The organism is Streptomyces sp. NPDC048481 (genome assembly GCF_043200075.1).
Classification (GTDB): domain Bacteria; phylum Actinomycetota; class Actinomycetes; order Streptomycetales; family Streptomycetaceae; genus Streptomyces.
Window position 1 is genome coordinate 227,314 of the sequence record NZ_JBICXC010000012.1, and the last position, 26,922, is coordinate 254,235.

The 26,922-nt window shown below is 73.9% G+C and carries 25 protein-coding genes; 14 read left to right on the top strand and 11 right to left on the bottom strand.

Annotation, left to right across the window (positions count from 1 at the left end; all coding sequences use genetic code 11):
- Nucleotides 1–52: 52 nt before the first annotated feature.
- A complete protein-coding gene (locus tag ACGFSH_RS29850) occupies nucleotides 53–1,441 on the top strand; it encodes an AbfB domain-containing protein (protein ID WP_393353859.1) in 1,389 nt (462 codons plus the stop codon).
- Between the two features lie 86 nt (nucleotides 1,442–1,527).
- Here the strand turns inward: ACGFSH_RS29850 and ACGFSH_RS29855 are convergent, their stop codons facing one another.
- On the bottom strand, nucleotides 1,528–2,658 hold the full coding sequence (locus ACGFSH_RS29855) for a PP2C family protein-serine/threonine phosphatase (protein ID WP_393353861.1): 1,131 nt from the start codon (nucleotides 2,656–2,658) through the stop codon (nucleotides 1,528–1,530).
- 207 nt (nucleotides 2,659–2,865) lie between these two features.
- Here ACGFSH_RS29855 and ACGFSH_RS29860 point away from each other — a divergent pair, with 207 nt between their 5' ends.
- Together ACGFSH_RS29860 and ACGFSH_RS29865 are read left to right on the top strand one after the other, a co-directional pair.
- On the top strand, nucleotides 2,866–3,339 hold the full coding sequence (locus ACGFSH_RS29860; protein ID WP_393353862.1) for a hypothetical protein: 474 nt from the start codon (nucleotides 2,866–2,868) through the stop codon (nucleotides 3,337–3,339).
- A 46-nt stretch (nucleotides 3,340–3,385) separates the two neighbouring features.
- On the top strand, nucleotides 3,386–4,060 hold the full coding sequence (locus ACGFSH_RS29865) for a formylglycine-generating enzyme family protein (protein ID WP_393353864.1): 675 nt from the start codon (nucleotides 3,386–3,388) through the stop codon (nucleotides 4,058–4,060).
- A gap of 62 nt (nucleotides 4,061–4,122) precedes the next feature.
- On the opposite strand, the gene ACGFSH_RS29870 is transcribed toward ACGFSH_RS29865, so the two are convergent.
- The gene (locus ACGFSH_RS29870) at nucleotides 4,123–4,578 is read right to left on the bottom strand and encodes a MarR family winged helix-turn-helix transcriptional regulator (RefSeq protein ID WP_393353866.1); all 456 of its coding nucleotides are present in this window, start codon (nucleotides 4,576–4,578) and stop codon (nucleotides 4,123–4,125) included.
- 150 nt (nucleotides 4,579–4,728) lie between these two features.
- On the opposite strand from ACGFSH_RS29870, the gene ACGFSH_RS29875 reads away from it, so the two are divergent.
- Entirely contained in the window at nucleotides 4,729–6,186 is a 1,458-nt protein-coding gene (locus tag ACGFSH_RS29875) for an MFS transporter (protein ID WP_393353867.1), read from the top strand.
- A gap of 147 nt (nucleotides 6,187–6,333) precedes the next feature.
- Here ACGFSH_RS29875 and ACGFSH_RS29880 read toward each other — a convergent pair whose 3' ends face one another.
- The 3 genes from ACGFSH_RS29880 to ACGFSH_RS29890 all read right to left on the bottom strand — a co-directional run bounded on the left by ACGFSH_RS29880 (nucleotide 6,334) and on the right by ACGFSH_RS29890 (nucleotide 9,178).
- The gene (locus ACGFSH_RS29880; RefSeq protein ID WP_393353868.1) at nucleotides 6,334–7,308 is read right to left on the bottom strand and encodes an alpha/beta hydrolase; all 975 of its coding nucleotides are present in this window, start codon (nucleotides 7,306–7,308) and stop codon (nucleotides 6,334–6,336) included.
- 175 nt (nucleotides 7,309–7,483) lie between these two features.
- A complete protein-coding gene (locus ACGFSH_RS29885) occupies nucleotides 7,484–8,431 on the bottom strand; it encodes an FkbM family methyltransferase (RefSeq protein WP_393353869.1) in 948 nt (315 codons plus the stop codon).
- Nucleotides 8,432–8,614: 183 nt separating this feature from the next.
- A complete protein-coding gene (locus tag ACGFSH_RS29890; RefSeq protein WP_393353870.1) occupies nucleotides 8,615–9,178 on the bottom strand; it encodes an NAD(P)H-dependent oxidoreductase in 564 nt (187 codons plus the stop codon).
- 131 nt (nucleotides 9,179–9,309) lie between these two features.
- On the opposite strand from ACGFSH_RS29890, the gene ACGFSH_RS29895 reads away from it, so the two are divergent.
- Nucleotides 9,310–9,999, top strand: a complete 690-nt coding sequence (locus ACGFSH_RS29895) for a TetR/AcrR family transcriptional regulator (protein WP_393353872.1) — start codon at nucleotides 9,310–9,312, stop codon at nucleotides 9,997–9,999.
- Here the strand turns inward: ACGFSH_RS29895 and ACGFSH_RS29900 are convergent.
- Nucleotides 9,990–11,120: an FAD-dependent oxidoreductase gene (locus tag ACGFSH_RS29900; protein ID WP_393353874.1), complete on the bottom strand. Its 1,131-nt coding sequence runs from the start codon at nucleotides 11,118–11,120 to the stop codon at nucleotides 9,990–9,992. The genes ACGFSH_RS29895 and ACGFSH_RS29900 overlap by 10 nt on opposite strands.
- Nucleotides 11,117–11,812: a TetR/AcrR family transcriptional regulator gene (locus ACGFSH_RS29905; protein WP_393353875.1), complete on the bottom strand. Its 696-nt coding sequence runs from the start codon at nucleotides 11,810–11,812 to the stop codon at nucleotides 11,117–11,119. The genes ACGFSH_RS29900 and ACGFSH_RS29905 overlap by 4 nt, the downstream gene beginning before the upstream one ends.
- Before the next feature lie 127 nt (nucleotides 11,813–11,939).
- Between ACGFSH_RS29905 and ACGFSH_RS29910 the strand changes: the two genes are divergently transcribed.
- The gene (locus ACGFSH_RS29910; protein WP_393353876.1) at nucleotides 11,940–12,977 is read left to right on the top strand and encodes a LacI family DNA-binding transcriptional regulator; all 1,038 of its coding nucleotides are present in this window, start codon (nucleotides 11,940–11,942) and stop codon (nucleotides 12,975–12,977) included.
- Between the two features lie 375 nt (nucleotides 12,978–13,352).
- Complete coding sequence (locus tag ACGFSH_RS29915; protein WP_393353877.1) at nucleotides 13,353–14,789, top strand: benzaldehyde dehydrogenase; 1,437 nt, start codon at nucleotides 13,353–13,355, stop codon at nucleotides 14,787–14,789.
- Between the two features lie 51 nt (nucleotides 14,790–14,840).
- Here the strand turns inward: ACGFSH_RS29915 and trxA are convergent, their stop codons facing one another.
- Complete coding sequence (gene trxA / locus ACGFSH_RS29920) at nucleotides 14,841–15,245, bottom strand: thioredoxin (protein ID WP_393353878.1); 405 nt, start codon at nucleotides 15,243–15,245, stop codon at nucleotides 14,841–14,843.
- A 144-nt stretch (nucleotides 15,246–15,389) separates the two neighbouring features.
- Here trxA and ACGFSH_RS29925 point away from each other — a divergent pair, with 144 nt between their 5' ends.
- Entirely contained in the window at nucleotides 15,390–16,808 is a 1,419-nt protein-coding gene (locus tag ACGFSH_RS29925) for a dihydrolipoyl dehydrogenase family protein (RefSeq protein WP_393353879.1), read from the top strand.
- 78 nt (nucleotides 16,809–16,886) lie between these two features.
- Here the strand turns inward: ACGFSH_RS29925 and ACGFSH_RS29930 are convergent, their stop codons facing one another.
- Nucleotides 16,887–17,531 carry a peptide deformylase gene (locus ACGFSH_RS29930; RefSeq protein ID WP_393353880.1) on the bottom strand — a complete coding sequence of 215 codons (645 nt, stop codon included), beginning with the start codon at nucleotides 17,529–17,531 and terminating at the stop codon, nucleotides 16,887–16,889.
- 172 nt (nucleotides 17,532–17,703) lie between these two features.
- Between ACGFSH_RS29930 and ACGFSH_RS29935 the strand changes: the two genes are divergently transcribed.
- Nucleotides 17,704–19,134, top strand: coding sequence for a PepSY-associated TM helix domain-containing protein (locus ACGFSH_RS29935; RefSeq protein ID WP_393353882.1), 1,431 nt, complete (start codon nucleotides 17,704–17,706; stop codon nucleotides 19,132–19,134).
- A gap of 126 nt (nucleotides 19,135–19,260) precedes the next feature.
- Here the strand turns inward: ACGFSH_RS29935 and ACGFSH_RS29940 are convergent, their stop codons facing one another.
- Complete coding sequence (locus ACGFSH_RS29940) at nucleotides 19,261–19,635, bottom strand: tetratricopeptide repeat protein (RefSeq protein ID WP_393353883.1); 375 nt, start codon at nucleotides 19,633–19,635, stop codon at nucleotides 19,261–19,263.
- 131 nt (nucleotides 19,636–19,766) lie between these two features.
- On the opposite strand from ACGFSH_RS29940, the gene ACGFSH_RS29945 reads away from it, so the two are divergent.
- From ACGFSH_RS29945 to ACGFSH_RS29955, 3 genes are all read left to right on the top strand, one after another.
- Nucleotides 19,767–20,348 carry an alpha/beta hydrolase gene (locus ACGFSH_RS29945; RefSeq protein ID WP_393353885.1) on the top strand — a complete coding sequence of 194 codons (582 nt, stop codon included), beginning with the start codon at nucleotides 19,767–19,769 and terminating at the stop codon, nucleotides 20,346–20,348.
- A gap of 736 nt (nucleotides 20,349–21,084) precedes the next feature.
- Nucleotides 21,085–22,248 carry a PP2C family protein-serine/threonine phosphatase gene (locus ACGFSH_RS29950; protein WP_393353886.1) on the top strand — a complete coding sequence of 388 codons (1,164 nt, stop codon included), beginning with the start codon at nucleotides 21,085–21,087 and terminating at the stop codon, nucleotides 22,246–22,248.
- Nucleotides 22,249–22,545: 297 nt separating this feature from the next.
- Nucleotides 22,546–23,742 (top strand): PP2C family protein-serine/threonine phosphatase, encoded by a 1,197-nt coding sequence (locus tag ACGFSH_RS29955; RefSeq protein WP_393353888.1) that lies wholly within the window; start codon nucleotides 22,546–22,548, stop codon nucleotides 23,740–23,742.
- A 27-nt stretch (nucleotides 23,743–23,769) separates the two neighbouring features.
- Here the strand turns inward: ACGFSH_RS29955 and ACGFSH_RS29960 are convergent, their stop codons facing one another.
- Entirely contained in the window at nucleotides 23,770–24,282 is a 513-nt protein-coding gene (locus ACGFSH_RS29960; protein ID WP_393353890.1) for a MarR family winged helix-turn-helix transcriptional regulator, read from the bottom strand.
- 135 nt (nucleotides 24,283–24,417) lie between these two features.
- On the opposite strand from ACGFSH_RS29960, the gene ACGFSH_RS29965 reads away from it, so the two are divergent.
- Nucleotides 24,418–24,648: a hypothetical protein gene (locus tag ACGFSH_RS29965; RefSeq protein ID WP_393353892.1), complete on the top strand. Its 231-nt coding sequence runs from the start codon at nucleotides 24,418–24,420 to the stop codon at nucleotides 24,646–24,648.
- A 387-nt stretch (nucleotides 24,649–25,035) separates the two neighbouring features.
- Nucleotides 25,036–26,685, top strand: a complete 1,650-nt coding sequence (locus tag ACGFSH_RS29970; protein ID WP_393353893.1) for a glycoside hydrolase family 27 protein — start codon at nucleotides 25,036–25,038, stop codon at nucleotides 26,683–26,685.
- The last annotated feature ends 237 nt before the right edge of the window (nucleotides 26,686–26,922 follow it).

Sequence of the window (26,922 nt, forward strand, 5' to 3'; positions counted from 1 at the left end):
TTTCCGAACTTCGTTCGGGATTTCGAACCTTGAGCCGTAGGAGAGCCGCACCATGACGACACCTCCCCCCACCCCGTCCCGTCGTTCCCTGCTGCGCGCGACGGCGGCCCTGCCCGTCGCCGCACTCGTGCTCGGCGAGGCTCCCGGACTGCTCGGCACGGCCCTGGCCGCCGCGCCCGCCGCCGGATCCGCCACCCGCTACACCATCGTCCCGTTCCTCGACAGCAACGACGGCACGGTGAACGTCTACCAGTCCGACGACGCGACGGACTTCCGGCTGGTGCGGTCCTCCGCCTACACCCCGCCCGCCAACCGCATCCGGGACGCGAGCGTCTTCAAGCACACCGACGGCTACTACTACCTCACCTACACCACCCACACCTGGCAGGACCCCAGCACCACCATCGGTTTCGCCCGCAGCTCCGACCGGGCCGACTGGAGGTTCCTGTACGACTACACGGTCCCGATCGCCAACCTGTCCCGCGCCTGGGCCCCGGAGTGGTTCGTCGACAGCGACGGCAGCGTCAACGTCATCGTCTCCTGCTCGGTCGCCGGCGACGAGTGGATCTTCACCCCGTACCTGCTGAGGGCCACCGACTCCGGCCTCACCGCCTGGACTTCGCCGGTCGCCCTGTCCGGCATCGGACCGAACCACATCGACACCTGCATCGTGAGGACCGGCTCGACCTACCACGCCTTCACCAAGAACGAGACGGCCAAGTACATCGAGTACGGCACGGCGTCCAAGCTCACCGGCCCCTACACCATCACCAGGACCGGGAACTGGGCCGGCTGGGGCAGCTACCGCGAGGGCCCCTCCGTCATCCAGCTCGACAACGGCGCCTGGCGGATCTTCTTCGACGGCTACGGCGACGGCAAGTACTACTACAGCGACAGCTACGACGCCTTCGCCACCTGGAGCGCGCCCAAGGCGCTGCCCGGCATCTCGGGCACGGCACGCCACTTCACCGTCGTCAAGGAGACCGTGACCGGCGGCCCGGCCCTGACCCGGAACACCACCCGCTCCCTGCGCTCCGCCAACTACACCACCCGGTACTGGCAGGAGCAGTCCGCCCTGCTCGACCTGCCCGTGGTGACCGCCTCCAGCGCCGCCGCCGAGAAGCAGGCGGCCACCTTCACCGTCGTCGCCGGCCTCGCCGACGCCAACGCCTTCTCCTTCCGCGACGCGGCCGGCCACTACCTGCGCCACTACTCCTTCCGCGGCCGCTTCGACGCGAACGACGGCACGTCCACCTTCGCCCGGGACGCCACCTTCATCGCCCGGACCGGGCCGACGAGCGGTTCGGTCCGCTTCGAGTCGTACAACTACCCCGGTCACTACCTGCGCCACTACGACTACCAGCTGCGCGTCGAACCGTCCGACGGCACCGACCTGTTCCGTCAGGACAGCGCGTTCGTGCCGACGGCCCCCTGGGCCTGACCGCCTGACCGCCTGACCGCCTGCCGACGACCCGACGGGCCTGGGCACGGCCGCCGCCCACCGCGGCGCGGCCGTGCCGGGGCCGGTCAGCGGCTCGGGGACCGGCGGACGGTCAGCACGGCGACGTCGTCGTGGCGGCGGCCGTCGCCGGTGAATTCCCGGGAGTCCTCGTGCAACGCCTTCGGCAGCTCGGTGGGCGACAGGTCCAGGTACTTCGCCAGGCGCTCGTCGAGCGGGTAGAACGTGCCGTCGCCGGCGCGGGTCTCGGTGAGGCCGTCGGTGGTCAGCACCAGCGTCGATCCGGCCGGGAAGGTGAACCAGTCCACGGTCGTCGGCTCGACGGCCAGTTCGGCGAGTCCCAGCGGGACGCCCGTGTCCACGACCGGCGTGGCCACAACACCCTCGTGCAGCAACCGGGGCGGCACATGACCGCAGTTGACGACCTGCGCCTCCGCGTCCGCGTCGATCCCGACCACGAGAGCGGTGACGAACCGGTCGTCGTCGCCGGTCTGCTCGGCATAGGAGTTGTGCCGGACGACCGCCCCGTCCAGCGCGTCGACGAGCGCGGTGAGCGTGGGCTCGCGGTGGGCCGCCTCCCGAAAGGCGCCGATCACGGCGAACGCCGCGCCCACGGCGGCCAGCCCCTTGCCCTGCACGTCACCGATCAGCACCCGGGTGCCCCAGGGCGACGCGACGACGTCGTAGATGTCGCCGCCGACCAGCCGGTCCTCCTGTACGGGCTCGTAGATCCCGTTGACCAGGACGTCGTCGGTGAGCAGCGGCAGCGGATGCAGGATGTGCCGCTGCATGGCGGCGGCGGTGGAGCGCAGCCGCAGCATCTCGTGCTCGCGGCCGATGCGCCGGTGGCAGGCGTAGACGGAGGCGGCCCCCAGTGCCAGGGTGAGCAGCACCAGCAGCGCCCGGTCGAGCCAGCGGTCCCCGGAGACGGCCCGCACCACCACGGTGAAGGTCACGAACAGCGTGGTCCAGGCGGCCACGAACTTCGTCTGCTGGACGGTGCACAGCGCCGACGCAGTTCCGGGCAGGAAGACCAGGAGTCCGAGGAGCCACACCTCGGACCCGGACAGCACACCCAGCACCTCCACCAGGACGGTCACCGACAGCACGCCGACGACGGTCTCGACGTTGCCCGGCGGCTCGATGGCGTCGATGGAGTCGAGGGCGTCGGCGGGTCTCTTCCGACGGATACCGGTCATGGGGGCTCCCGGGCAGGCGGTGATCCTCTCTTACCTTAGACAGCCCGCGGGCCCGGCGCGGCCGCGTAGCGGTGAGCGGTGAGCGGTGAGCGGTGAGCGGTGAGCGGTGAGCGGTGAACGACGCCCGTGCCGCGTCCGTACCTTCTGCCGTACGCCGTCCACCGGCGAGGACGACGAGACCGCCGGCAGCCTCATACGGAGGGACACGTGTTCCAGCAGCCCACGGCCCGCCTGGTGCGGGGCGCCGCACTGGCCGGGAGTCTGGCCCTGTTCCCCTTCACGGCCGCGTGCGGCGGCGGGGACCGCGCCGACGACGGGAGCGCGCCCGGGGCGGCCGCGGTGACCGCCGCCCCCGAGGCCGGGGTAGTGGCCCCGGCCAAGGTCGAGGTGATCGCCGGGCTGACCGGCTGCACCGCCGAGATCCGCATCGAGGCCGACGAACTGCGCCAGGGCGTCTGCCGCACGGAGGAGTCCGACTACCTCATCACCACGTTCCCCGAGGAACGGCACAAGGAGTCCTGGTTGGAGGCGGCCTCCGGCTACGGGGGCCAGTACCTCGTGGGCTCCCGCTGGGTGGTCGGCGGGCAGCCGGAGGCCCTGTCCCGCCTGCGGCCCCGGCTCGGCGGAATCATCCGGCAGCTGCCCGGCACGGGCCCGGCCGCCGCCCCGACGACGCGGTGACCCCTCGGCGGGCCGCCGCCGGTCCCGGTGATGAGATCATCCGCTCATGGACACGGGGGAGCGAGGCCTGACGATGATCGAGGTGCCGCCGGGCAGGGTCACCCTCTCGGACCGGCGCACGCGGCGCAGTTGGGCGGTCGACGTGGCGCCCCACCTGCTGGCCGCGCACCCGGTCACGCGCGAGCAGTACGCGCGCGTCGCCGGCCGGCCCGGACCCGGCGACGGGACGGACCGTCTGCCCGTCGAGAGCGTGTCCTGGTGGGACGCGGTCCGCCACTGCAACGCCCTGTCCGCACACGAGGGCCTCACGCCCGCCTACCGGGTGGACACCGGCGGCGACCTCGTCCACCTGGACGCGTCCGCCGACGGGTACCGGCTGCCCACCGAGGCGGAGTGGGAGCACGCCTGCCGCGCCGGGACCTCCGGTCCGCGCTACGGGCCGCTCGACGACATCGCCTGGCACCGGGGGAACTCCGGCGAACGCCTCCACGAGGTCGGCGGCCTGCTCCCCAACCCGTGGGGCCTGTACGACATGCTCGGCAACGTGTGGGAATGGTGCTGGGACGTCTACGACGCCGAGGTCTACGGCGCCTACCGGGTGCTGCGCGGCGGTGGCTGGTTCGACGAGCACTGGAGCTGCCGGGCCTCGGTGCGCCGCCGCAGCCACCCCACGTTCCGGGTGGACGACGTCGGGTTCCGCCTCGCGCGCACCACGCACTGACCGCCGTGCCCCCGCGCGGTGGCCGCTGGTCCTCCACCCGGTCCTGAGGAGGCCGGGACGCCCTAAGGGCGCGGCCAGGGGCGGCCGCCGAGGGCCTCGATGCCGTTGTTGAAGCGCCGCAGGTAGGCCGCGAACGCGGCCACGTCCTCGTCCGTCCAGTCGGCCATGACCATGCCCAGGGCGTCCACGATCCCGTCGCGTTCCGCGTCCAGCAGACGCGCGCCCTCGTCGGTGAGGCGGAACTTGCGGGCCATCCCGCCGTCGGGGTCCGGGATCCGTTCGATCAGCCCGGCCCGCATCGCCGAGGCGGTCTGCCGGTTCAGGGTGGAGGCGTCCAGGCCGAAGGCGTCGCTCAGCTCCCCGATCGACATGGGTCCCTGGACCCGGATCCGGCTCAGCATGATGTAGGCGCTGCGCTCCATGTGGCTGTCCTTGCGGCGGCCCCCGCGCTGGTTCAGGAACGAGTGGCGGCTGAGCAGCATCTGCTCGTACTCGACCTCGTGCGTCGGCGACTCCATGGCCCGGCCTCCGGTTTCCGTGCGGCACGACCATCCTGGCACATCGTGTGCATGCCCCATGCGATGTGGTGAATACACATCGCATGTACGATGCACATCGGCCGTACGGCTTCCCGACGGCGTCGTCCGACATCCCAGCCGAGGAGTCCCATGGGCGCCCCCGCTCCGCACCTCACAGCCCGCCCGGGCGCCGTGATCGCCACCCTGGCCTTCGCCGGCACCACGGCGGCGATCATGCAGACGCTCGTCACCCCCCTGATCGCCGAACTGCCGCAGATCCTGGACACCTCGTCCTCCAACGCGGCCTGGGTGATCACGGTCACCCTGCTGGTCGCCGCCGTGTGCGTGCCGGTCGTCGGCCGCCTCGGCGACCTGGTCGGCAAGCGCCGCATGCTGCTCGCCTGCTCGGCGCCGCTGATCGTAGGCTCGGTGGTGTGCGCCCTCGCCTCGGACGTCGTCACGATGATCGTGGGACGCGGGCTCCAGGGCATGGGCATGGGCATGGTGCCGCTGGGCATCGCCCTGCTCCGGGACGTCGTGCCGGCCGAGAAACTCAGCGGGTCCATCGCCCTGGTCAGCGCCTCCATGGGCATCGGCGGCGCCATCGGGCTCCCGCTGGCCGCGGCGGTTGCCCAGTACGCGAACTGGCGGGTGCTGTTCTGGGGATCCGCAGTGCTCGCGGCCGTCGTCGCCGTGCTGATCTTCCTGCTCGTCCCGGACGTCCCCGCGGGCGCCAAGGGCCAGCGCTTCGACCTGCCCGGCGCGATCGGCCTCGGCGTCGGCCTGGTCTCCCTGCTGCTCGCGGTCTCCAAGGGCGCCGACTGGGGCTGGGCCTCGGGCGCCACCCTCGGCCTGTTCGCCCTCGCCGTCGTGGCGCTGCTCGCCTGGGGCCTGTGGGAGGTGCGCACCACCGACCCGCTCGTCGACCTGCGCACCACGGCCCGCCCCCGGGTGCTCCTGACCAACGTCGCCTCGGTCTTCGTCGGCTTCGGCATGTACGCGAGCATGCTGGTGATGCCGCAGCTGCTCCAGTTCCCCGAGGCCACCGGCTACGGCCTCGGCCAGTCGATGCTCGCGGCCGGCCTGTGGATCGCGCCCGGCGGCCTGATGATGATGCTGGTCTCCCCGCTCGGCGGGAAGCTCACCAACGCCCGCGGTCCCAAGTTCACCCTGGTCTGCGGCGCCCTGGTGCTGGCCGCCGGGTACTTCGCCTCCATGGCGCTGATCGGCTCCGCCTGGGGCGTCATGCTGGTCACGGTCATCACCAGCAGCGGGGTCGGCCTCGCCTACGGCGCCATGCCCGCGCTGATCATGAGTTCGGTCCCGGTCACGGAGACCGCCGCCGCCAACGGCTTCAACACCCTCATGCGCTCGCTGGGCACCTCGATCGGCTCCGCCGTCATCGGCGTGATCCTCTCCCAGATGACCACGACCCTGGGCGGCCACACCCTCGCCTCGGAGTCCGGGTTCCGCACCGCCCTCCTCGTCGGAGGCGGGCTCGCCCTGGTCTCCGCGGCCATCGCCGCCGTCATCCCCGGCGCGCGCCCCACGGCGTCCGACGAGGACCGCGCCGACCTGGCGTCCGCCCCCGAGGAGACGACCGTCTGAGGCGACGCGGGTTCCGAGAGGCGGCGGGGGCGGGCCGCCCCCGCCGCCGGAGCCGGGCGGCGTCTGGTGCGTGCGATCGCAAGGCGGAGGGTCGCCCCGATACGGGGTCTCACCCGCGTCCCCGCGCCCCCGACCCGTACGGGACGGTCACTCGGCGAGCAGGCGGCGAAGCCAGTCCAGGTGGGCGGCACGGGCCGACTTCGACAGCGCGGCCTGCGGCGCGAAGCCGTCGAACCCGTGGAAGCCGCCCGGCCACACGTGCAGTTCGGCGATCCCGCCCGCCTGCCAGATCCGCGAGGCGTATGTGACGACCTCGTCCCGGAAGGTCTCCGCGGAGCCGACGTCGAGGAAGGCCGGGGGCAGCCCGGACAGGTCCTCGGCGCGGGCGGGCGCCGCGTACGGGGAGACGTCGGGCCCGCCGCGCCGGTCGCCGAGCAGGGCCGTCCACCCGGTCTCGTTGGCGGTGCGGTCCCAGGCGCCGACTCCCGCCATCTGGTGGCTGGAGGGTGTGTCGTTGCGGTCGTCGAGCATCGGGCACATCAGCAGCTGGCCGACGGGCCGCGGTCCGCCGCGGTCGCGCAGCATGAGGGCGAGGGCCGCGGTGAGGCCGCCGCCCGCGCTGGCGCCGGCGATGACGATCCGTTCAGGGTCCGCGCCCAGTTCCCTGGCGTTCTCCGCCGTCCACAGCAGGCCCGCGTAGACGTCCTCGGCCGGTGCGGGGTGCGGATGTTCGGGCGCCAGCCGGTACTCGACGGAGACCACGACCATGTCCAGTTCGCGCGCCCAGCCGAGGATCACGTCCACGCCGGCCCGCCGGTCGCCGAGGACCATTCCGCCGCCGTGCACGTGGTAGACGACCGGCCGGGGCCGGTCGGGGACCGGTCCGGCCGGACGGCAGATCAGCAGGGAGACGTCCGGGGCGCCCTCGGGTCCCGGCACCGTGCGGTCCTCGGCCTCGAAGGCCCCGCCGGCCGTCAGGTCGATCAGCGAGAGCAGTTCGACGCCCGGTCCTCGGCGGGCGGCTTCGACGTCCTCCATGGACAGCCCCGGCTGGATCATGTCCTTGACGGGTTCCAGGGCGGCGGCGAGTTCGGGGTCGAAGGGCGGCGGCTGGGACATCATGGGCTGCTCCTCACGCGGACGGCGGGTGCTCGGCGGCTCGTGCCGCTCATGGTCGGCCTGCCGGCCGCGTCACCGGGCACCGCCGTACGCGGAACGTGCCCGCCATCCGGCGGGTGACACCGGGCCCGGCCCCGAAGGCCGCCCGGAGACGGCGCGTCGCCGGCGCGTTGCGGCCCTACGACGTGGGCGCGGCGTCCGCGCGCATCAGCACGCAGTCGAACTCGATCACCCGTCCCGTCGTCGCCTCGCGCGTCACCGGGTACATGCCGGTGATGCCGAATCCGGCCGCCTCGTACGCCGCGACGGCCTCGCCCATGCCGGGGCTGCCCTCGTACAGCCTGAGCACCGCGACCTCGGACTGCATGCCCGTGAACTCCGCGATCCGCTCGCCGGCTCCGGCGAACACCTCCAGGTCGTAGCCCTGGGTGTCCATCTTGAGGAAGGGGCGGGGTTCGGCGAGCCCTTCCAGCGCCTCGTCCATGACGTCGGCGAGCCTGCGGACGCGGATCTCCTCGGTGGCGCCCTGGGCGAAGCGGCTGTAGCGGCCCTTGCCGTAGTCGCTCGCCGGGAGCAGGGAGTTCATCGTCTTCCAGCCGGTGTGGATCTGCGCCGTCGTCTCCTCGCGGCCCAGGCCGCACCGGTGCACCTGCCAGGCGGGATCGTCGGCGGCGGCCTTCTCCAGCCGGGCGAACGTCTGGGACGTGGGCTCGAAGGACACGATGCGGCCGGTGTAGCCGAGTCTGCGCAGCCGCTTGGCGTACTGGCCGGTGTTGGCTCCGACGTCGAAGACGCAGTTCACCCCGTACAGCTCCAGCATCGCGGTGACGTGCTGCGTGCACAGGTACTCGGCCGCCGCGAGCTGGAGCCTGCGTTCGTCGCGCCGCTGCGGGGCGTCCATGAGGAGGACGGCGCCGGTGTCGCCCAGCCGCACGGCCTCGCCGTCGTCGACGCCGGGGCGCTCGCCGTCCCTCGTACGCCGCAGCACCCAGGTGTCCCTGCCCGCGCCGATGGCCCGGTAGGGACGGCCGCGCCGGGCGACCACCGCCGTCCCCGGCCCGAGGTCGGTCACCTGGACGCCGATGCGGGGCATCAGGGCCAGCAGTCGTCGATAGAGGGTCTGCATCTTTCCAGCCCTATCAGACGGGGAGGCGCACGGTCTGCGGCTTCGACGACTTTTGCCCGGCTCTCCACCCGACGGCCGGGACGCCGACACGAAGGGGAACGGCCGGACGGGGCCCGGAAGGTGTCCGGGCCCCGTCCGGCCGTGATCAGCCGCCGGCGCTGCCGGTTTTGCCGGCTACCGGGTTCAGGCGGCCGCGGCCTCGCCCGCGTGGCCGTGCAGACGGGCGACGACCTCGGTCAGCTGCGCGGCGACCTCGGCGTCGTCCACCGGGTGGGTCTCGGCGAAGCGGGTGAGGGAGCCGGGGATGGAGAGCTTGAGGTCCTCGATCACACGGCCGCCGGCGATGCCGACGGCCTTGCGGGCCTCGTCCTGCGCCCACACGCCGCCGAACTGGCCGAACGCGGTGCCGACCACGGCGACGGGCTTGCCGCCGAAGGCGCCGGCGCCGTAGGGGCGGGACAGCCAGTCGATGGCGTTCTTCAGGACGGCCGGGATGGTGCCGTTGTACTCGGGGGAGAAGAGCAGGAAGGCGTCGGCGGCCTGGGCGGCGGCGCGCAGCTTCGCGGCGGCGGCCGGGACGCTGCCCTCCACGTCGAGGTCCTCGTTGTAGAAGGGGATTTCCGCCAGACCCTCGAAGAGGTCGACCTCTGCGCCCTCGGGAGCGACCTTGACGGCCGCCTCGGCGAGCTGGCGGTTGGTGGAACCGGCGCGAAGGCTGCCGACGAGCGCAAGGATGCGGACAGACATGGGTACTCCCAAAGGCTGTGAAGCGGGTACTGAGGCATGGTCGTCATGAATACGGACCGGGGTCCGCTTATTTTCTAGCACTCCAAACGGACCGCGGTCCAGTTTCATTCCCCGTGCTTTACGCTGAGTTCATGTCCGCCGTTCTGCCCCCCTGTCCGGAGCCCGAGGAGACCGTCGACGCGCCCGAGCTGCTGCACCTCGGACCGTTCGACGACGAGCCGTGCCTGCGTGCCGACGCGGCCCGCAACCGGGCCCGGCTCCTGGACGCCGCCGCCCGGCTGATCGCCGAGCACGGCGCGGCCGGGGTCACGATGGACGCCGTGGCGAACGCGGCCCAGGTCGGCAAGGGCACGGTGTTCCGCCGCTTCGGGGACCGCACCGGCCTGCTCACCGCGCTCCTGGACCACTCCGAGCGCAACTTCCAGGCCGCCTTCCTGAGCGGCCCTCCGCCGCTGGGGCCCGGCGCGCCCCCGGTGGAGAGGCTGCGGGCCTTCGGCGTCGCCATGCTCCGGCGTTCCGTCGACGAGCTGGACCTGCAACTGGCGGCCGAGCCGGTGGCCGAACGCCGGTACTCCGTGCCGCCGCGCCGCGTCCACCTCGCCCATCTGACGATGCTGCTGCGCGAGGCCCTGCCGGGCGCGGACGCCGAGCTGCTCGCCCACACGCTCATGGGGTTCCTCAGCCCCGTCCTGGTGCACCACCTCACCCGGCAGTCGGCGATGCCGCCGGCCCGGCTGGAGGCGGGCTGGAACGAGCTGGTCGACCGGGTGACGGGGGCCGTCGGGGGAGCGCCGGGGACGGGGTCGCCGGATCAGGGGTGAGCCGCGAAGAGGTCGACGACGGGCTGCGGGGCGTCCTTCGCGAACAGGGCCGTCGCGTTCGCCGCGGACTCGGCGGCCGCCGCCTCGCTGCGCGGGAACAGCTTCTCCTCGTAGCGGGTCAGCGCCGTCTCGTGGTCGCCGGGATGTTCCACGAGCGCCCGGCCCAGTTCGGCGCCGTCCAGCATCGCGAGGTTGGCGCCCTCGCCCGCGAACGGTGACATCAGGTGGGCGGCGTCGCCGAGCAGGGTGACGCCGGGCACGCGCTCCCAGCGGTGGCCGACCGGCAGGGCGTGGATCGTGCGGGGCGTCAGCGGGCCGGGAGCGTCGGCGATCAGCGCCCGCAGGCTCTTGTCCCAGTCCGCGAAGTGCTCCAGCACGCGGGCCTTCGCCGTGCCGAGGTCGGTGAAGTCCACGCCGTCCGCCCAGTCCTCGGCGACCCGCAGCGCGGCGTAGACGTGCAGGCCGCCGTCGGGCTCGCGGTGGGCGAGGAAGCCCTTGCCGTGGCCGAGCGCGAAGAGCAGCCCGCCGCCGACGACCTCGGCGCTCACCGGATGACGCGTGTCCGCGTCGGGCAGGTCCGCCTCGACGAAGGACACGCCCGAGTACACGGGCCGGGCGGCGGACAGCAGCGGCCGGATCCGCGACCAGGCGCCGTCGGCCCCGACCAGCAGGTCGGTGGTGAAGGCGGCGCCGTCGGCGAGGGAGACCTCGTGGCGGCCGCCGCCCAGGGGGCGCGCGCCGGTGACCTTGGCGCCCCAGCGGACCGTTCCCCCGGGCAGCGCGCCCAGCAGCAGGTCGCGCAGGACGCCGCGGTCGATCTCGGGACGGCCGCCGGCGCCGTCGTCGTGCTCGGCGTGCCGGACCACGGCGTCCTTGTCGAGGACCCGCACCGCCTCGCCGCCGGGCATGATCAGCTTCCGGAACTCCTCGTGCAGTCCGGCGGCCCGCAGGGCGAGCTGGCCGGACTCCTCGTGGATGTCCAGCATGCCGCCCTGGGTGCGGGCGGCGGGGGAGGCGTCGAGGTCGAGGACGGCCGCCTCGACGCCGTGCGCGTGGAGCACCGCAGCGAGGGTGAGCCCGCCGAGTCCGGCGCCGATGATCGCTATGGGGTGGTGGCTCACGGTGAGGTCTCCTTGGTCGGGGTGCCGGGTGCGGCGGTGCGCTCGATGCCGGCGATGAGGGTCCTGATGCCCCAGGACAGGCGGGCCCCGGGCGGGCCCGACAGCAGGGGTCCGGCGAGGGCGGCGATGCGCGGGTGGGTGTCCGGCGAGGCCTCGCGCACCGCGTGCCGCAGGGCGTCCCAGTCCTCCTCGGAGGCTTCGTCCGCGTGTTCGGCGGCCGTCGCGGTGGCGTGCTGGAGCAGCAGGTCCACGCCCCACGCGGCCTGCGCGGCGGGCGTCCCACCCTCTTCGAGCAGCCCCAGCAGGGTCTCGATCAGGTTCAGGTAGTGCGGTCCGCTGGGCCGGGCGGTGAGGGCGGAACGGGCGAGGTCCGGATGCTCCAGGAGCATCGCGGTGTAGCCGGTGAGGACCTGTTCCAGCCGCTCGTGCCAGGCGCCCTCGGCGGCGGCCGGGCCGATGGTGCCGAGGAGTTCGTCGAGCACGGCCGCGTGCAGCTCCGCGGTGTTGCGGACGTAGACGTAGAGCGAGGCCGGGCCGGTGTCCAGCTCCTCGGCAAGGCGACGCATGGTGACCTTGCGCAAGCCTTCGGCGCGCAGGACCGCGACGGCGGCGGCCACGATGCCCTCCCTGGTCAGGGCGGGCTTGGCCGGGCGCTCGCGACGGCTGCGCGGGGTGTCGGGGCGTGCTGTCATGCCCTCACGATAACGAACATGTTCGTTGCGAACAAGTACGTCACGAACATGTTCGTTGACGGTTCGTCGGACGGAGCGTCCCCCGCCCCGGACCCCCCGCACGGCTTCTGCCAAGATGCGGTACGTCATGGTGCAGATACCGAACACGCCCGCGCCGACGAAATCGCCGGCCCCGCGCCCCGTGCCCACGAGCGCCGACGTGGCCCGCCTGGCCGGCGTCTCGCGCGCGACCGTCTCCTACGTCCTGAACAACGCCGGCGCCGTACGCATCAGCGAGCCCACCCGCCGCCGGGTCCGCCAGGCGGCCGAGGACCTCGGGTACGTGCCCCACGCCGCCGCCCGCACCCTGCGCGCCGGACACAGCCGGGTGGTCCTGATGCCCACGCTGCCCGTCCCGGCGGGCGCGCTCTACAGCCGGTTCGTGCACGACTTCCAGGGGGCGCTCACCCGCCTCGACTACACCGTCGTCCAGTACGGCGCCCCCGGACTGCGCGGCGACGACGCGGCGCGGGCCTGGGCCGAACTGCGGCCCGTCGCCGTGCTGGTGCCCGTCCCCGGCATCGGGCCGGAGGGCGTCGCGGTCCTCAAGCGCTCCGGCGCGCGCGCCGTGGTGACCCTCGGTCCCGAGCCCGTCGACGGCGCCCACGCGCTGTGCCTGGACCATGCGGACGTCGGCCGCGGGGCCGTCGCCCACCTCTGTGCGCGCGGCCGCCGCCGGATCGGCGTGGTCGTCCCCGAGGAGCCGGGCATGGAGGTGTTCTCCGCGCCCCGCCTCCAGGGCGCCCGCGAGGCATCGGCCGGGACCGGGGCCACGGTGACCGAACTGCCTCTCGCCTACCGCGAGGAGTCGGCGGCCGCCCTCGCCGCTCGCTTGCCCGCACTGGGCCTGGACGCCGTGTTCGCCTACAACGACGAGTACGCCATGCTGCTGATGCGCGCCTTGCAGGAAGCGGGCGTGCGCGTTCCCGAGGACGTCGCCGTCATCGGCGCCGACGACCTCGTGCTGGGGCGGGTGCTGCGGCCCCGGCTCAGCACCGTGCGGATCGCGCTGCCCTCGGGCCGGTATCTCGCCTCGCTCGTGGACCGGGCCGTCCGCAGTCCCGCGGCCGCCCTCGAATCGCACGAGCCGTTCGCGGCGACGGTCGTGCACCGCGAATCCAGCTGATCCCGCGGCCCCGGCCCGCCCCACAGCCGCGCCCGGCCGGCTTTGCCAAGTACCCGCCTGAGCGGGGGAGTTGAACCGGAGGCCGGGGGGTGGCCCCTCCCGGCCCGGGGAGCGCGGCCCGGCCGCGCCGCGTACCGTGGGGACCCGGGCCGTACGCGTCGGGAGACCCCCGATTCCGCCGTGAAGCGACTAAGATGTTGCATGCTCAACCAGATGGGGATGCGTTCGCTCACGCATGCAGCCCGCCCGGCTGCGCAGGATCACCGCATCCCGCCATGCCGCCGCCGAACTGGCGGCCACCGCACAGGGCTTGCCCTCCGCGTCCTTCGCACGGGAGCGGGCGGGTCCCGCGGGTCACCGATCGGAGAGCCCTCCATGCCGTTGCTCGACCCCCAGAACTGGCAGCCCCGCACCCTCTCGGGCCCCCGGTACACCGTCACCGAGCCCGCGACCGGCGACTCGCTGGGCACGGTCGTCCTGGCGAGCGGCGCGGACGTCGGCCCGGCCGCCGAGGCAGCCCACGCCGCCCGGTCCGAATGGGCCCGCCTGCCGCACTTCGTGCGCGCCGGAGTGCTGCGCAGGGCCGGCGACCTGTTCGCCGCGCACACCGCGGAACTGCGCGACTGGATCGTCCGCGAGTCCGGCTCCATCCCCGGCAAGGCCGAGTTCGAGCTGCACGTCGCCGCCCAGGAGTGCTACGAGGCCGCCGCCCTCGCCTCCCGCCCGGCCGGCCAGGTCCTGCCCAGCGAGGCCCCCCGGCTCTCCTACACGCGGCGCGCGCCCGTCGGCGTGGTCGGCGTGATCTCCCCGTTCAACGCCCCGCTGATCCTGTCGATCCGCTCCGTGGCCCCCGCCCTCGCGCTCGGCAACGGCGTCGTCCTCAAGCCGGACCCGCGCACGGCCGTCTGCGGCGGGCTGGCCCTCGCCGCGGTCTTCGCCGAGGCGGGCCTGCCCGACGGCCTGCTGCACGTCCTGCCGGGCGGCGCCGAGACCGGCGCGGCCCTCGTCGCCGACCCGCGCGTGCCGGTGATCTCCTTCACCGGCTCCACCGCTGCCGGCCGCGCGGTCGGCGAGGCCGCCGGACGCCACCTCAAGCGAGCCCACCTGGAACTCGGCGGCAACTCCGCCCTGATCGTCCTTCAGGACGCCGACCTCGACGCCGTGATCTCCACGGCCGCCTGGGGCTCCTTCTTCCACCAGGGCCAGATCTGCATGACCACCGGCCGCCACCTGGTGCACGCCTCGCTCTACGAGGAGTACGTCGAACGCCTCGCGGCCAAGGCCGACGCCCTCGCCGTCGGCGACCCGCACCGCGCGCAGGTGCACCTCGGACCGCTCATCGACGACGCCCAACTCGCCAAGGTGCACGCCCTCGTGGAAGCCAGCACGGGCGGCGGCGCCAAGCTCGCCGCCGGCGGCACCCACGACAGCCTCTTCTACCGCCCGACGGTCCTCGCCGGCGTCGACGACGACACCCCCGCCTACGCGGAGGAGGTCTTCGGCCCCGTGGCGCCGGTACGCCCCTTCACCACCCCGGACGAGGCGGCCGCGCTGGCCGCGCGCAGCTCCTACGGCCTCTCGCTCGGCATCGTCACCCGCGACGCGGCCCGCGGCCTCGACCTGGCCGAGCGCATCCCGACCGGCATCGTCCACATCAACGACCAGACCGTGAACGACGAGGCCGTGGCGCCCTTCGGCGGGGTGGCAGCCTCCGGAACCGGCGCCCGCTTCGGCGGCGAGGCCAACCTGGAGGCCTTCACCGACGTGCGCTGGACGACCGTCCGCGGCGACGTGGCCCCCTACCCCTTCTAGAACACCCCGAGGGCCTCGGGCCCTCGCGGGCCCGCAGGCACGCTCCGGGGCTCACTCGCCCGGGGCGGCGGGGGAGCCGTCGGCCCCCTCCTTCGCCTGCTGCTCCTCGATCGACCGGCGGACCTCGTCCATGTCCAGCTCTCGGGCCTGCCCGATGACGTCCGTGAGGGCGGCCTCGGGCAGCGCGCCCGGCTGGGCGAACACGGCGACCCGGTCCCGCACGATCATCAGCGTCGGGATCGACTGGATGCCGAAGGCGGCGGCCAGCTCCGGCTGCGCCTCGGTGTCCACCTTCCCGAACACCAGGTCCGGGTTCTCCTCGGCGGCCTTGTCGTAGACCGGGGCGAACTGACGGCACGGCCCGCACCACGACGCCCAGAAGTCGATCAGGACGAACTCGTTCTCGGTGACCGTCCGGTCGAAGTTCTCCTTGGTCAGCTCCACGGTGCTGCTCATGACCTGAATCCTTCTTCCCGGTGCTTCCTGCCAGGCGCTCCCTGGCATGGGGTGAAGACCTCCGCGGCAACGCCGCCGGCCGCTCGCGTATTCCGCGCGCCTACCCGTGTGGCCACCCCGCACACCACCCACCAGACTGACCCCATGACGGAAACGGAAACCAACCTGTACGACGTGGTCGTGCTCGGGGCCGGACCCGTGGGGGAGAACGTCGCCGACCGCACCCGCGCGGCCGGCCTCACCACCGCGGTCGTGGAGAGCGAACTGGTCGGCGGCGAGTGCTCGTACTGGGCCTGCATGCCCAGCAAGGCCCTGCTGCGCCCGGTCATCGCCCGCGCCGACGCCCGCCGCCTGCCCGGCCTGCGCCAGGCAGTGCAGGGCCCCCTGGACACCGAGGCGGTCCTCGCCCGCCGCAACTGGTACACCGGCGACTGGACCGACGACGGCCAGGTCGACTGGCTCAGGAGCATCGGCGCCGACCTGCACCGCGGCCGGGGCAGACTGACCGGCCCGCGCACGGTGAGCGTGGGCGACCGGGTGCTCACGGCCCGGCACGCGGTCGTCGTCGCCACCGGCACCCGCGCCGCCCTGCCCGCCCTGCCCGGCCTCGCCGACGTCCGGCCCTGGACGAGCCGCGAGGCCACCAGCGCCCAGTCCGCGCCCGGCCGCCTCGTCGTGGTCGGCGGTGGAGTCGTCGCCACCGAGATGGCCACCGCCTGGCAGGCCCTCGGCTCGCAGGTCACCCTCCTCGTGCGCGGCAAGGGACTGCTCGACCGGATGGAGCCGTTCGCGGGCGAACTGGTCGCCGAGGCCCTCGCCGAGGCCGGCGCCGACGTCCGCACCGGCACCTCCGTGGCGTCCGTGACGCGCGCGGACGGCGTCGTCGTGGTCGTCACCGACACCGGCGAGCGCATCGAGGCCGACGAGATCCTCTTCGCCGTCGGCCGCGCCCCGCGCACCGACGACATCGGCCTGGAGACCGTCGGCCTGGAACCCGGCTCCTGGCTCGCCGTCGACGACAGCCTGCGCGTCGACGGCACCGACTGGCTGTACGCGGTCGGCGACGTCAACCACCGCGCCCTCCTCACCCACCAGGGCAAGTACCAGGCGCGGATCGCGGGAGCCGCCATCGCCGCCCGCGCCGCCGGAACGCCCCTGGACCGGGCCGACCCGTGGAGCGCGCACGCCGCCACGGCCGACCACGAGAGCGTCCCGCAGGTCGTCTTCACCGACCCGGAGGCCGCCTCCGTCGGCCTGTCCCTGGCCGAGGCGGAAGCCGCCGGGCACCGGGTGCGGGCCGTCGACGTCGACATGTCGTCGGTGGCGGGCGCCGGTCTGTACGCCGAGGGCTACAAGGGCCGTGCCCGGATGGTCGTCGACGTGGAGCGGGAGATCCTGCGCGGCGTCACCTTCGTCGGCCCCGGCGTCGGCGAACTCATCCACTCCGCGACCGTCGCCGTCGTGGGCCAGGTCCCGATCGCCCGCCTCTGGCACGCGGTTCCGTCCTATCCGACGATCAGCGAGGTGTGGCTGCGTCTCCTGGAGGCCTTCCGCGACAACTGACGCACAGCCGCCCGGAGTTCACCGACGGCCGGCGCGCGAGCCGTCGGCCCGCGCCGGCCGCGGGCGGGACGGGCGCGCCTACGGCAGCGGGAAGCCCAGCGCGGCGGCCGCCTCGGCGGGCGTGGGCCGGGCCCAGCGTTCCAGCACCGCCTGGTTCGACGACAGCGAGCGCAGTTCGGCCCGGTCGAGGTAGAGCAGGCCGTCGAGGTGGTCCGTCTCGTGCTGGACGATGCGGGCCGGCCATCCCGTGAACACCTCGTCCAGGGGCCGCCCGCGCTCGTCCTCGCCGGTCAGCCGGACCCCGGCGTGCCGGGCCACCACCGCCTGGTAGCCCGGCACGCTCAGGCAGCCCTCGAAGAAGGCCGCCCGGTCCGGACCGACCGGCTCGTACACCGGGTTGACCAGCACCCGGAACGGCTGGGGCACCCTGCCGCGGGCCCGCCGCACCTCGTCCGGCACCGGCGCGGGATCCTCGATCACCGCGATGCGCAGCTCCACCCCGACCTGCGGCGCGGCGAGGCCGACCCCGGGCGCCGCGTGCATGGTCACCCGCAACGCCTCGACGAACCGGGCCAGCAGGTCCGCGTCCAGCTCGCCGTCGTAACGCGCGACGCCCGCCCGCAGCACGGGGTCACCGGCCGCGACGATGGGCAACGGGACGCCCGGGGCGAGGAGTTGCTCGATCCGTTCGGCGAGGGGGGCGCGGGGAGGGGGAGTTGCCATACGGCCAGCATCCCAGATCCGGTGATGTGACGCGGGTCACTACGGGCGGCGGGAACTCGGGCCGGTCCCGCTCCGACTACTGGGACGTCACGGCCGAAGAACGCACCCGGAAGCCCTCACCGGACGGCTCCCGCCGGCTCTTCGCTCCCCCCGACCACGGAGAAGCCCGCCGATGTCCACCGTTCCCCCGACCTCACCCGCCCTCGACGCCGCCGGACCAGAAGGGCCGCCGCCGAGCGACGCGCCGCAGTCGGCGCAGACCACGCCGAGGTCTCGCGGCCCGTGGGCCCCGCTGCTCCCGCTGGTGCTGCGTCTGCACTTCTACGCCGGCGTGTGCGTCGCCCCCTTCCTGCTGGTCGCCGCGGTCACCGGGTTCCTCTACGCCGGCGCGTTCCAGGCCGAGCGACTCCTCTACGCCCACGAGATGACCGTGCCCGTCGGCGCCGCCGAACTCCCCGTCTCCGCGCAGGTGGAAGCGGCCCGCAAGGCCCACCCCGAGGGCACGGTCACGGCCGTCCGCCCCTCGCCCGAGGACGGCGCCACGACCAGGGTCATGCTCTCCGGCGTCGAGGGAGTCGGCGCCACCCACACCCTCGCCGTCTTCGTCGACCCGTACACCGGCCGGGTGCGCGGCGCGCTGGAGCAGTACGGCTCGACCGGCGCACTGCCCCTGCGCACCTGGATCGACGAGTTCCACCGCGACCTGCACCTCGGCGAGAGCGGCCGGCTGTACAGCGAGTTCGCCGCAAGCTGGCTGGGGGTGATCTCGGCCGGGGGCCTCGTGCTGTGGTTCTCCCGCCGCCGCGCCCTGCGCGCGGTGCGCGGCACGAGCGGCCGGCGTCGCGCGCTCGGCCTGCACGGCACGGTCGGCGCGTGGACCGCGGCCGGCTTCCTCTTCCTGTCCGCGACCGGGCTGACCTGGTCGGCCTACGCGGGCGCCAACGTCGACGAACTGCGCACCGCCCTCGGCCAGTCCACCCCGTCGGTCTCGGCGGCCGCGAGCGGCGGCGACCACGCGGGCCACGCCGGTGCGTCCGGCACGGGCGGCGACGCCGGGCACGGGGTGGGGCTCGACAGGATCCTCGCCGCCGCGCGAGCCGAGGGGCTGGGCGACCCGGTCGAGATCGTCCCGCCCGCGGACGCGTCCTCCGCCTACGTCGTCAAGCAGGTGCAGCGCAGCTGGCCCGAGAAGCAGGACGCCGTCGCGGTCGACCCGGCCACCGGCGAGGTCACCGACGTCTCCCGCTTCGCCGATTTCCCGCTGCTCGCCAAGCTGACCCGGTGGGGCATCGACCTGCACACCGGCGTCCTGTTCGGCCTGGTCAACCAGGTGGCGCTGATGCTCCTCGCGCTGGCACTGATCCTGCTGATCGTGCTGGGGTACGTCATGTGGTGGCGGCGCGGCCGCGGCTCCTCCTTCGGCCGGCCCGTCCCTCGCGGGGCCTGGGCCCAGGTCCCGCCGCACGTCCTCGTCCCGCTGATGGCGGGGGTCGCCGCCGTCGGCTACTTCGTCCCGCTGCTGGGCATCCCGCTCGTGGGCTTCGTCGTCGTGGACGTCGTCCTCGGGGAGATCGCGCACCGCCGCAGCAGCCGGACGGCCTGACCGTCGGCGCTCCGGGGCCCCGCCCGTCCGGGGCCCCGCCTCCGAGGCGCCCGCGGACCCCGTCACCGGCACCGCCCAGGTGCCCGCCGCGACGGCATGCCGTGCCGGCGGGCCCGTGCGCGGACGTCAGCCCTGCGCGAACTCCCCGGACAGGGCGGCGGCCAGCCGCAGGTGCGGCGCCGCCTCGTCGTGCCGCCCCTGCCGCTCCAGGGTGCGGCCCAGCATCAGCCGCGCGTAGTGCTCCACCGGGTCCCGTGCGACGATCGTCCGCAACTCGGCCTCCGCGCGCCGCAGTTGAGCCGAGTGGTAGTACGAGCGCGCCAGCAGCAGCCGCGGTCCGGTCTGCTCCGGCTCCTCCTCGACGAGCCCGGTGAGCACCCGCGCGGCGGCGGTGTACTCCTTCGCGTCGAAGAACAGCCGGGCCCGCTCCCACCGTTCGGCCTGTGTTCCGTGGGCGTAGTACGCGCTCGCGCCGGTCGTCGTCCCGTAGGTCGTGTCCACTGGTGACCTCCTTCGGGGCCGACAACCGGAACAGGTTGTTGAATATTCCAGCACCTCGCCGGGTGGCGCTGCCGGACCCCCTTGCCATGCTGGGGAGGTCGTGACACCACGAGGATGCGAGGGCCGACGCCATGGCCGGGAACCGGCAGATCCTGTTCGTCCAGGGCGGCGGAGCGGGCACGTACGACGCCTGGGACGACAAGCTGGTCGCGGCCCTTCGGCGAGCGCTCGGCGAAGGGTACGAGATCCGCTACCCGCGCATGCCCGACGAGGACGACCCCGGCCCCGCGCGGTGGGGGCCGGCCCTCCGGCGCGAGCTGGCGGACCTGGAGGACGGCGCGGTCGTGCTCGGGCATTCGGTGGGTGGCACGATCCTCGTCCACACGCTCGCGGAACGGCCGCCCGAGGCCCGGCTCGCCGTGGTCGTGCTGGTCGCCGCCCCGTTCGTCGGCCGGGACGGCTGGCCGGCCGACGGGTTCGGGCTGCCCGACGACCTCGGCGCACGTCTGCCGCCCGGCGTACGCGTGCACGTCTTCCACGGACTCGCGGACGAGACCGCCCCGCCGTCGCACGCCGGTCTCTACGCCCGCGCGATCCCGCGGGCCCGGGTGCACCGGCTGCCCGGACGCGACCACCAGCTGAACGACGATCTGCGCGAGGTGGCCGAAGCGATCCGCTCCGACGCCCCTCCACTCCCGGGCGGACGCTCGTGATCACCTGAGGCGGCCACGCACGGAGGCGGCGGCGAGGGGCTCGGGACGGTGTGTACCGGCGGATTTCGGTCCTCGGCGCAAAGGGCGCCGCATCACGGGGTAAACGGTTTCCGGAGGGGAACAGCTCCGCAGGACAGTTGCCGTTTGACAACTATAGCCGTGAGGCAAGAAAGTGGAGGCCGGACGTGCAGGGGGAGGGATCTGGATGCTGCGGTGGGCGGAGTACGCTCCGTTCGCCGGACGTCGGCGTCGAACGGCGGGCGACAGATGAGACGCCTCCGGTCGGCCGTGCATGCTGCGTGGGTTCCGGCGTCCCGGGCGTCGTCGCGCGTCCGCGTCGGCATCGCGTCGCCGAGCGGCGCGACTCCCCCCGCGCTCTCGCGGCGGGCACGTCGGCCGGCGGGGCGCGCACGGCCCCGGCCGCCCACGGAGCGACGCACCTCGCGCCGGTCCACGGCCGCGGCAACCGCCTCCCGCTGGACGGAACCGGCTCTCCGCAGCCGGTCGCACGGCCGGCCAGCCGACGGTGGCGTGGACGCGAGCGTCCCGGCGATCATGCGCAGACCGACGCCTTCGCGATGTCCGGGAAGCGGCGGCACACGCGGCCACGAAGCCGAGACGCGCGCCGCGGCGGATCGGAGCCTGCCCCTGGCACTGTGGGCCGCGATGCGCCCCGTGCCCGCGATCTGCGCGTGACCTGCGAACGTCCGACGAAAGATTGGGTGTATTGACAACCGTGAACAGATTTGTGACCGCCGAGCGTGCTCTGCGTACGGCGGCGCCCCATGAGTTGCCCGACGCGGCCCGCCGCGTGCTCCGCGAGGAGTACGCGGCGTCCTCGGTCGAGCTCTTCATGGCCGACTACGGTCTGACCGTGCTCCAGCCGGTGTCCGTGCTGCCGCACACCCTCGAACCGCTGTCGGTGCACAACAGCCCGGCGGGCCGTGCCTTCGGTGCCCAGCAGCCGTACCTCGAGGCCCTGCCGGACGGGCAGGTGCGCGTGCACCTGCCCGTGACCGTGCGCGGGGACCGGATGGGCGTCCTGTCGGTGACCGTGCCGGACGAGGAGCACGCACGGGAGTGCCTCACCGAACTGACCGAGATCGCCGACGTGCTCGCGCACGAGGTGGTCGTGGCCGAACGAGACACGGACCTCTATCTGCAGGCGCGGCGCAAGGACCGGCTGACCCTGGCCGCCGAGATGCAGTGGCACCTGCTGCCCGGCCGTTCCTGCAAGCGCCCGGAGTACGAGCTGGGGGCCCAGCTGGAGCCCGCGTACGCCATTTTCGGCGACAACTTCGACTGGTCGGCCACCGCCGACCGGCTGACGCTCTACGTGTCCAACGGCATGGGCGAAGGCATCGAGGCCTCCCTCCTGACGAACCTGGCGGTCAACGCCCTGCGCAACGCCCGGCGCGCGGGCATCTCCCTCGCCGACCAGGCGGCCCTCGCCGACCAGGCGATCTACGCCCACTACCGCGGCCGCTGCTACCTGTCGGTCCTGATGTTCGACTTCGACCTCGCCACCGGTCACGCCCGCGTGGTGGACGCCGGCTCGCCGCAGCTTCTGCGTCTGCGCGACGGAACGGTCGAACGGGTCGCGTTCGAGGCGCAGCTGCCGCTGGGAATGTTCGAGGAGACCGACTATCTGGCGCAGGACTTCCGGGTAGAGCCGGGCGACCGTCTCGTCTTCGTCAGCGACGGCGTGTACGAGGTCCCTTCCCCCGGAGGGGAGACGTACGGGGACACCGCCCTGGCCCGCGCGATCCTGTCGACGCGACTGCTTCCGGCCGCCGAGGTCCCCCGCGCCGTGCTTCGGGAACTGACGGGCCACCGCGGCCGGACCGCGCCGAACGACGACGCCCTGGTGGTCTGCCTCGACTGGCACGGACGGCCGTGACGGCCGTGACGGCCCACGGAGCGTCCCGCCCCGGCGTCGCGCGGACGGCGGCGCCGAGCCGCACCGGACCGCACCGGCCGGTCCGCGCGGGGCGGGCACGGCCTGCCGCCCCGCCCGCCCCCCGAGGGCGGCGCGCGGCCGCTCCGCCCGGCCCGCGCCGACGGGCGGGGGCGAGTCTGCTCATCGGGCCCGTCAGGCGCGGGTTCCCCGCGGTCGCCGGGCCCCTCGGACGCCCTATGTCCCCCCGGTCGGGCCGAGGCGCGCATGGCGATAGTGTGGAGGGAATAGGGGGAGAGAGTGGATGCCGTGAACACATCTGAACCGGCGCCGTCCGCGGAAAGCCTGCTGCGCGCCGCCGCGCCCCACGAGCTGGTCGCCACCGCCCGCCGCCTCCTGACGGACCGTGTCGGGGCCGGGGAGGTGACCCTGCTCATGGCCGACTACGCGCTGAGCGTCCTCCAACCGGTCACCCATCTCCCGCACACCGCGGCCCCGGTCGCCGTGCACGACGGGCCCACGGGACGCGCCTTCATCGACCAGGCGCCGGTGGTCGAGGTCGCCGACGGCTCGCCGTCCACGCACGTCGTCCATCTGCCCCTCACCGTCCGCGGCGACCGGCTGGGCGTGCTGTCCGTCCGGCTGCCCAGCAGCGCGACCGACCCGGCCACCGTGCTCCGGCTCACCGACTTCGCCACCGCCCTCGCCCACGAGGTCGCCACCGCCGGACGCGACACCGACCTGTACCTCCAGGCCCGCCGCACCCGCCGGCTGACCCTGGCCGCCGAGATGCAGTGGCAGCTCCTGCCCGGCCGGGGCTGCGGCCGCCGGGAGTACGTGATCGGCGCCCACCTGGAGCCCGCCTACACCATCGGCGGCGACAACTTCGACTGGTCGACCGACGCCGACCACCTCACCCTCACCGTGACCGACGGCATGGGCCAGGGCATCGAGGCCTCCCTGCTCACCGGCCTCGCCGTCGGTGCGCTGCGCAACGCGCGCCGCGCCGGCATAGGGCTCGCGGACCAGGCCTGCCTCGCGGACCAGGCCCTCTTCGCCCAGTACGGCGGCAAGTCCTACGCCTCGACCCTGCTGTTGCGGTTCGACCTGGAGACCGGCGTCGTCCACGCCGTCGACGCCGGTTCGCCGCAGCTCTTCCGCCAGCGCGAGGACACCGTCGAGCGCATCGAACTCGAGGCGCAACTCCCGCTCGGCATGTTCGAGGAGACCCAGTACGACGAGCAGACCTTCCGGGTGGAACCGGGCGACCGGCTCATCGTGGTCAGCAGCGGCGTGCACGGCGCACGCGCCGCCGACGGCGGATCCTTCGGGGAGCGGGCCCTGCGGCAGACGCTGAGCGCCACCCGCCGGGAGTCCCCGCACGAAGCCGCCCGCGCCATCGTGTCCGGCCTGATCGAGCACTTCGGCAGCAAGGAACTCGCCGCCGACGCCGCGGTCGTCTGCCTTGACTGGCACGGCCGCGACGGCGCGACCTGACGGCCGAGGGGGACGCCCCGGACCGCGTCAGCGGCGGTCGGGGTCCGCGGCGCCGGACCGCTTCGACGCGGCCCCGCGGGCGAGGTGCAGGGCCCGCAGCCCGCGGCCCAGCGCCACCATGTCGGCCGGCTCCAGCAACCCCAGCACGGCGGCGAGCGCCTGCGTGCGCCGTCCGGCCACGTCGCTCAGCACCTGCCGGCCGGTCAGCGTCAGCCGCAACTGCACCTCGCGGCGGCTGAAGGGATGCGTGCCGCGCTCCAGCAGGCCGGCCGCCTCCAGGCGGTCGCAGAGCCGGCTGGCCGTCGGCATCCCGATGTCCAGCCGCTCCGCGAGGGCGGTGAGGTTGAGGCCGGGCGCGTCCGCGACGGCCCGCAGCGCCTTCAGCTGATGCAGGGACAGCCGCAGCGCCGCCTCCTGGGCGGCCACGGTCCACAGGTCCGTCAGGCTCTCCACGGCGTCGGCGATCTCCCGGGCGGCGGCCCGAGGACCGTGGTCCGGCCCCTTCGCCTGATCGTTGTCGGCGCCGTCGAGGTGCGTCACGAACGAGTCTCTTTCAGTAAGCCCGAGGCAATTCACATGCAATGCTCATTCAAACGCACTACCCGAAGAGCGAACGAGCAACCGGCCGATACTGCATCCGGTCCAGGACATCCGCGTGACGAAGAGGAGCGGCCCGTGAAGTCCGGCGTCGTCCGCGTCGTTCCGCACGCGAACGCCAGGAACGCTTGCAGCGCCCACGGCGTCGCGGCGGGCCGCACGCCACTGGTGGCGGACGTGGTTCTGTGCGCCGCGGGCAGCGACCACGTCGAGTGGGCCGTCTGCGCCCGCCGGCTGGAGGAGAACCCCGACGCCGTCGGCCGGCTGCGCGAGCACCCCGCCGAGGCCGCCGCGCCGAACCGGCCCTGAGCGCTGCTCGTCGCCGCCCTCCTGCTCCTCCCGCCCTTTCCGTTCCGAGGGCGCGGGGAGGGCACCGATCCCGTCAATCCGGCTCGCATGATTCGGTGTCGGAGGCGAAAACTTTCGGGATCCGTGAGCTTTTGTGATGGCTCAGCAGGGGCGGATGTGACAGCCGGCCTGTCCGCCGTGTTGACACCCGCGGCAGTCTCTCTACCATCCGTGGGGTCGGCATTCCGAAATCCTACCGAAATTTCGAACAGGTCCCATGGATGTCATATGCATGACATTCACCGTGCGCGTTCCCGCGCGCATCCCACGCGTGCCAGTCATCCCCTGTCTCCCACGGCGTCGTCGGTGACCACCCCTCGGCGCCCCGCCCCCCGGAAAGGAAGCCGAGTGCCCAGACCAGGCAGACGACTCCTCGATCTCCTCGCGGCCGCCGCGCTGACCGTCGCCGCCTCCCTCACGGCCGTCGTCCACTCCTCCGCCGTCGCCGAGGCCGCCCCCGGCAGCCCGGCGCTCACCCCGCCGCTCGGCTGGAACAGCTGGAACAGCTTCGGGTGCGGAGTCACCGAGGCGCAGGTCCGCCAGGCCGCCGACGCGATGGCCTCCTCGGGCATGCGGGACGCCGGTTACCGGTACGTCGTGGTCGACGACTGCTGGTTCGACCCGCAGCGCGACGCGTCGGGCAATCTGCGGGCCAATTCCTCCAAGTTCCCCGGCGGCATGAAGGCGCTCGGGGACTACATCCACGGCAAGGGCCTGAAGTTCGGCATCTACCAGGTCCCCGGCGACCGGACCTGCGCGCAGACCAGCGGCGCCTACCCCGGATCGACGGGCAGCAGGGGACACGAGGCCCAGGACGCGGCCACGTTCGCGTCCTGGGGCGTGGACTACCTCAAGTACGACTGGTGCTCGTCGAGCGGCACCCGTGACGAGCAGGTCGCGCGGTTCACGCTCATGCGCGACGCGCTGCGCGCCACCGGCCGGCCGATCGTCTACAGCATCAACCCCAACAGCTTCCACGCCATCACGGGCGCCTCGTACAACTGGGGCGAGGTCGCCGACCTGTGGCGGACGACCGAGGACCTGCTCGACATCTGGCAGAACGGCAACACCAACAGCTACCCGATGGGCGTCGGCAACGTCCTGGACGTCACCGCCCCGCTGGCGGCCCAGTCGGGCCCGGGACACTGGAACGACCCCGACATGCTCGTCGTCGGCCGCCCCGGTCTGTCGCTCACCGAGTCCCGCTCCCACTTCGCGCTCTGGGCCCTGATGGGCGCTCCGCTCATGGCCGGCAACGACATCCGCACCATGTCCTTTGACGTGAGCGCGATCCTGCGCAACCCGCGGCTGCTGGCCGTCGACCAGGATGCGCTGGGCGCGGGCGGCCGCCGGGTGCGCGACGACGGCAACACCGAGGTGTTCGCCAAGCCGCTGTCCGACGGCTCGGTCGCGGTCGGCCTGTTCAACCGCGGGTCGGGCGCCGCGACGATCTCCACCACGGCGGCGCAAGCCGGCCTGTCCGGAGGGCAGTTCACCCTCACGGACCTGTGGACCGGCGGCACGTCGAACTCGTCGGGATCGATCTCGGCGAACGTGCCCGCACACGGAGTGGCCGTCTACCGGGTGAGCGGCGGCAGCCCGCTGGCCGCCACCACCTCGCGACTGCGCGGCGCCGGCTCCGGCCGCTGCCTGGACGTGGACAACGGCTCCACCGCCGCCGGCGCCGCCGCGCTGCTGTGGGACTGCCACACGGCCGCCAACCAGCTCTGGACCACCTGGGCGGGCGGCGAGATCCGCGTGTTCGGCGACAAGTGCCTCGACGCCTACGAGCGGGGAACCGCCAACGGCACCCGCGTCGTCACCTGGCCCTGCAACGGCCAGGACAACCAGAAGTGGACCGTCGGCTCCGACGGCACGGTCCGCAACGTCCACGCGGGACTGTGCCTCGACGCCGACCGGTCCGGCACCGCCAACGGCACCCACCTCGTCCTGTGGAGCTGCGACGGCCGGGCCGGGCAGAAGTGGAGCCGCGCCTGAACGACGCCGACGGCGCGACCCGGACGATCGCGGCAGCCGCCGGGCCGGCCCCCCGGAAGGGGTGGGCGGTCCGGCGGCCGGCGCGCGAACCCACGGCCTCGGGGGGGGGGGGCCCCCGCCCCCCCCCCCCCGGCCGGGGCGGCGCGCCCCCCCCCCGGGGGGGGCGCGCCCCGGGGGCGCCCCCCCCCGCCCCCACCCCCCCCCCCCCCCCCCGCCCGCCGGTGACAATGCCGGAGG

What these genes read in the sequence shown, in the direction of transcription:
- ACGFSH_RS29885 (WP_393353869.1), bottom strand. Translation starts at nt 8,431, where the DNA reads ATGCAGACCCTCTATCGACGACTGCTGGCCCTGATGCCCCGCATCGGC.
- ACGFSH_RS29945 (WP_393353885.1), top strand. Translation starts at nt 19,767, where the DNA reads ATGGCCGGGAACCGGCAGATCCTGTTCGTCCAGGGCGGCGGAGCGGGC.
- ACGFSH_RS29875 (WP_393353867.1), top strand. Translation starts at nt 4,729, where the DNA reads ATGGGCGCCCCCGCTCCGCACCTCACAGCCCGCCCGGGCGCCGTGATC.
- ACGFSH_RS29930 (WP_393353880.1), bottom strand. Translation starts at nt 17,531, where the DNA reads ATGGCAACTCCCCCTCCCCGCGCCCCCCTCGCCGAACGGATCGAGCAA.
- trxA (WP_393353878.1), bottom strand. Translation starts at nt 15,245, where the DNA reads ATGAGCAGCACCGTGGAGCTGACCAAGGAGAACTTCGACCGGACGGTC.
- ACGFSH_RS29935 (WP_393353882.1), top strand. Translation starts at nt 17,704, where the DNA reads ATGTCCACCGTTCCCCCGACCTCACCCGCCCTCGACGCCGCCGGACCA.
- ACGFSH_RS29905 (WP_393353875.1), bottom strand. Translation starts at nt 11,812, where the DNA reads ATGACAGCACGCCCCGACACCCCGCGCAGCCGTCGCGAGCGCCCGGCC.
- ACGFSH_RS29910 (WP_393353876.1), top strand. Translation starts at nt 11,940, where the DNA reads ATGGTGCAGATACCGAACACGCCCGCGCCGACGAAATCGCCGGCCCCG.
- ACGFSH_RS29855 (WP_393353861.1), bottom strand. Translation starts at nt 2,658, where the DNA reads ATGACCGGTATCCGTCGGAAGAGACCCGCCGACGCCCTCGACTCCATC.
- ACGFSH_RS29880 (WP_393353868.1), bottom strand. Translation starts at nt 7,308, where the DNA reads ATGATGTCCCAGCCGCCGCCCTTCGACCCCGAACTCGCCGCCGCCCTG.
- ACGFSH_RS29850 (WP_393353859.1), top strand. Translation starts at nt 53, where the DNA reads ATGACGACACCTCCCCCCACCCCGTCCCGTCGTTCCCTGCTGCGCGCG.
- ACGFSH_RS29865 (WP_393353864.1), top strand. Translation starts at nt 3,386, where the DNA reads ATGGACACGGGGGAGCGAGGCCTGACGATGATCGAGGTGCCGCCGGGC.
- ACGFSH_RS29925 (WP_393353879.1), top strand. Translation starts at nt 15,390, where the DNA reads ATGACGGAAACGGAAACCAACCTGTACGACGTGGTCGTGCTCGGGGCC.
- ACGFSH_RS29870 (WP_393353866.1), bottom strand. Translation starts at nt 4,578, where the DNA reads ATGGAGTCGCCGACGCACGAGGTCGAGTACGAGCAGATGCTGCTCAGC.
- ACGFSH_RS29895 (WP_393353872.1), top strand. Translation starts at nt 9,310, where the DNA reads ATGTCCGCCGTTCTGCCCCCCTGTCCGGAGCCCGAGGAGACCGTCGAC.
- ACGFSH_RS29890 (WP_393353870.1), bottom strand. Translation starts at nt 9,178, where the DNA reads ATGTCTGTCCGCATCCTTGCGCTCGTCGGCAGCCTTCGCGCCGGTTCC.
- ACGFSH_RS29915 (WP_393353877.1), top strand. Translation starts at nt 13,353, where the DNA reads ATGCCGTTGCTCGACCCCCAGAACTGGCAGCCCCGCACCCTCTCGGGC.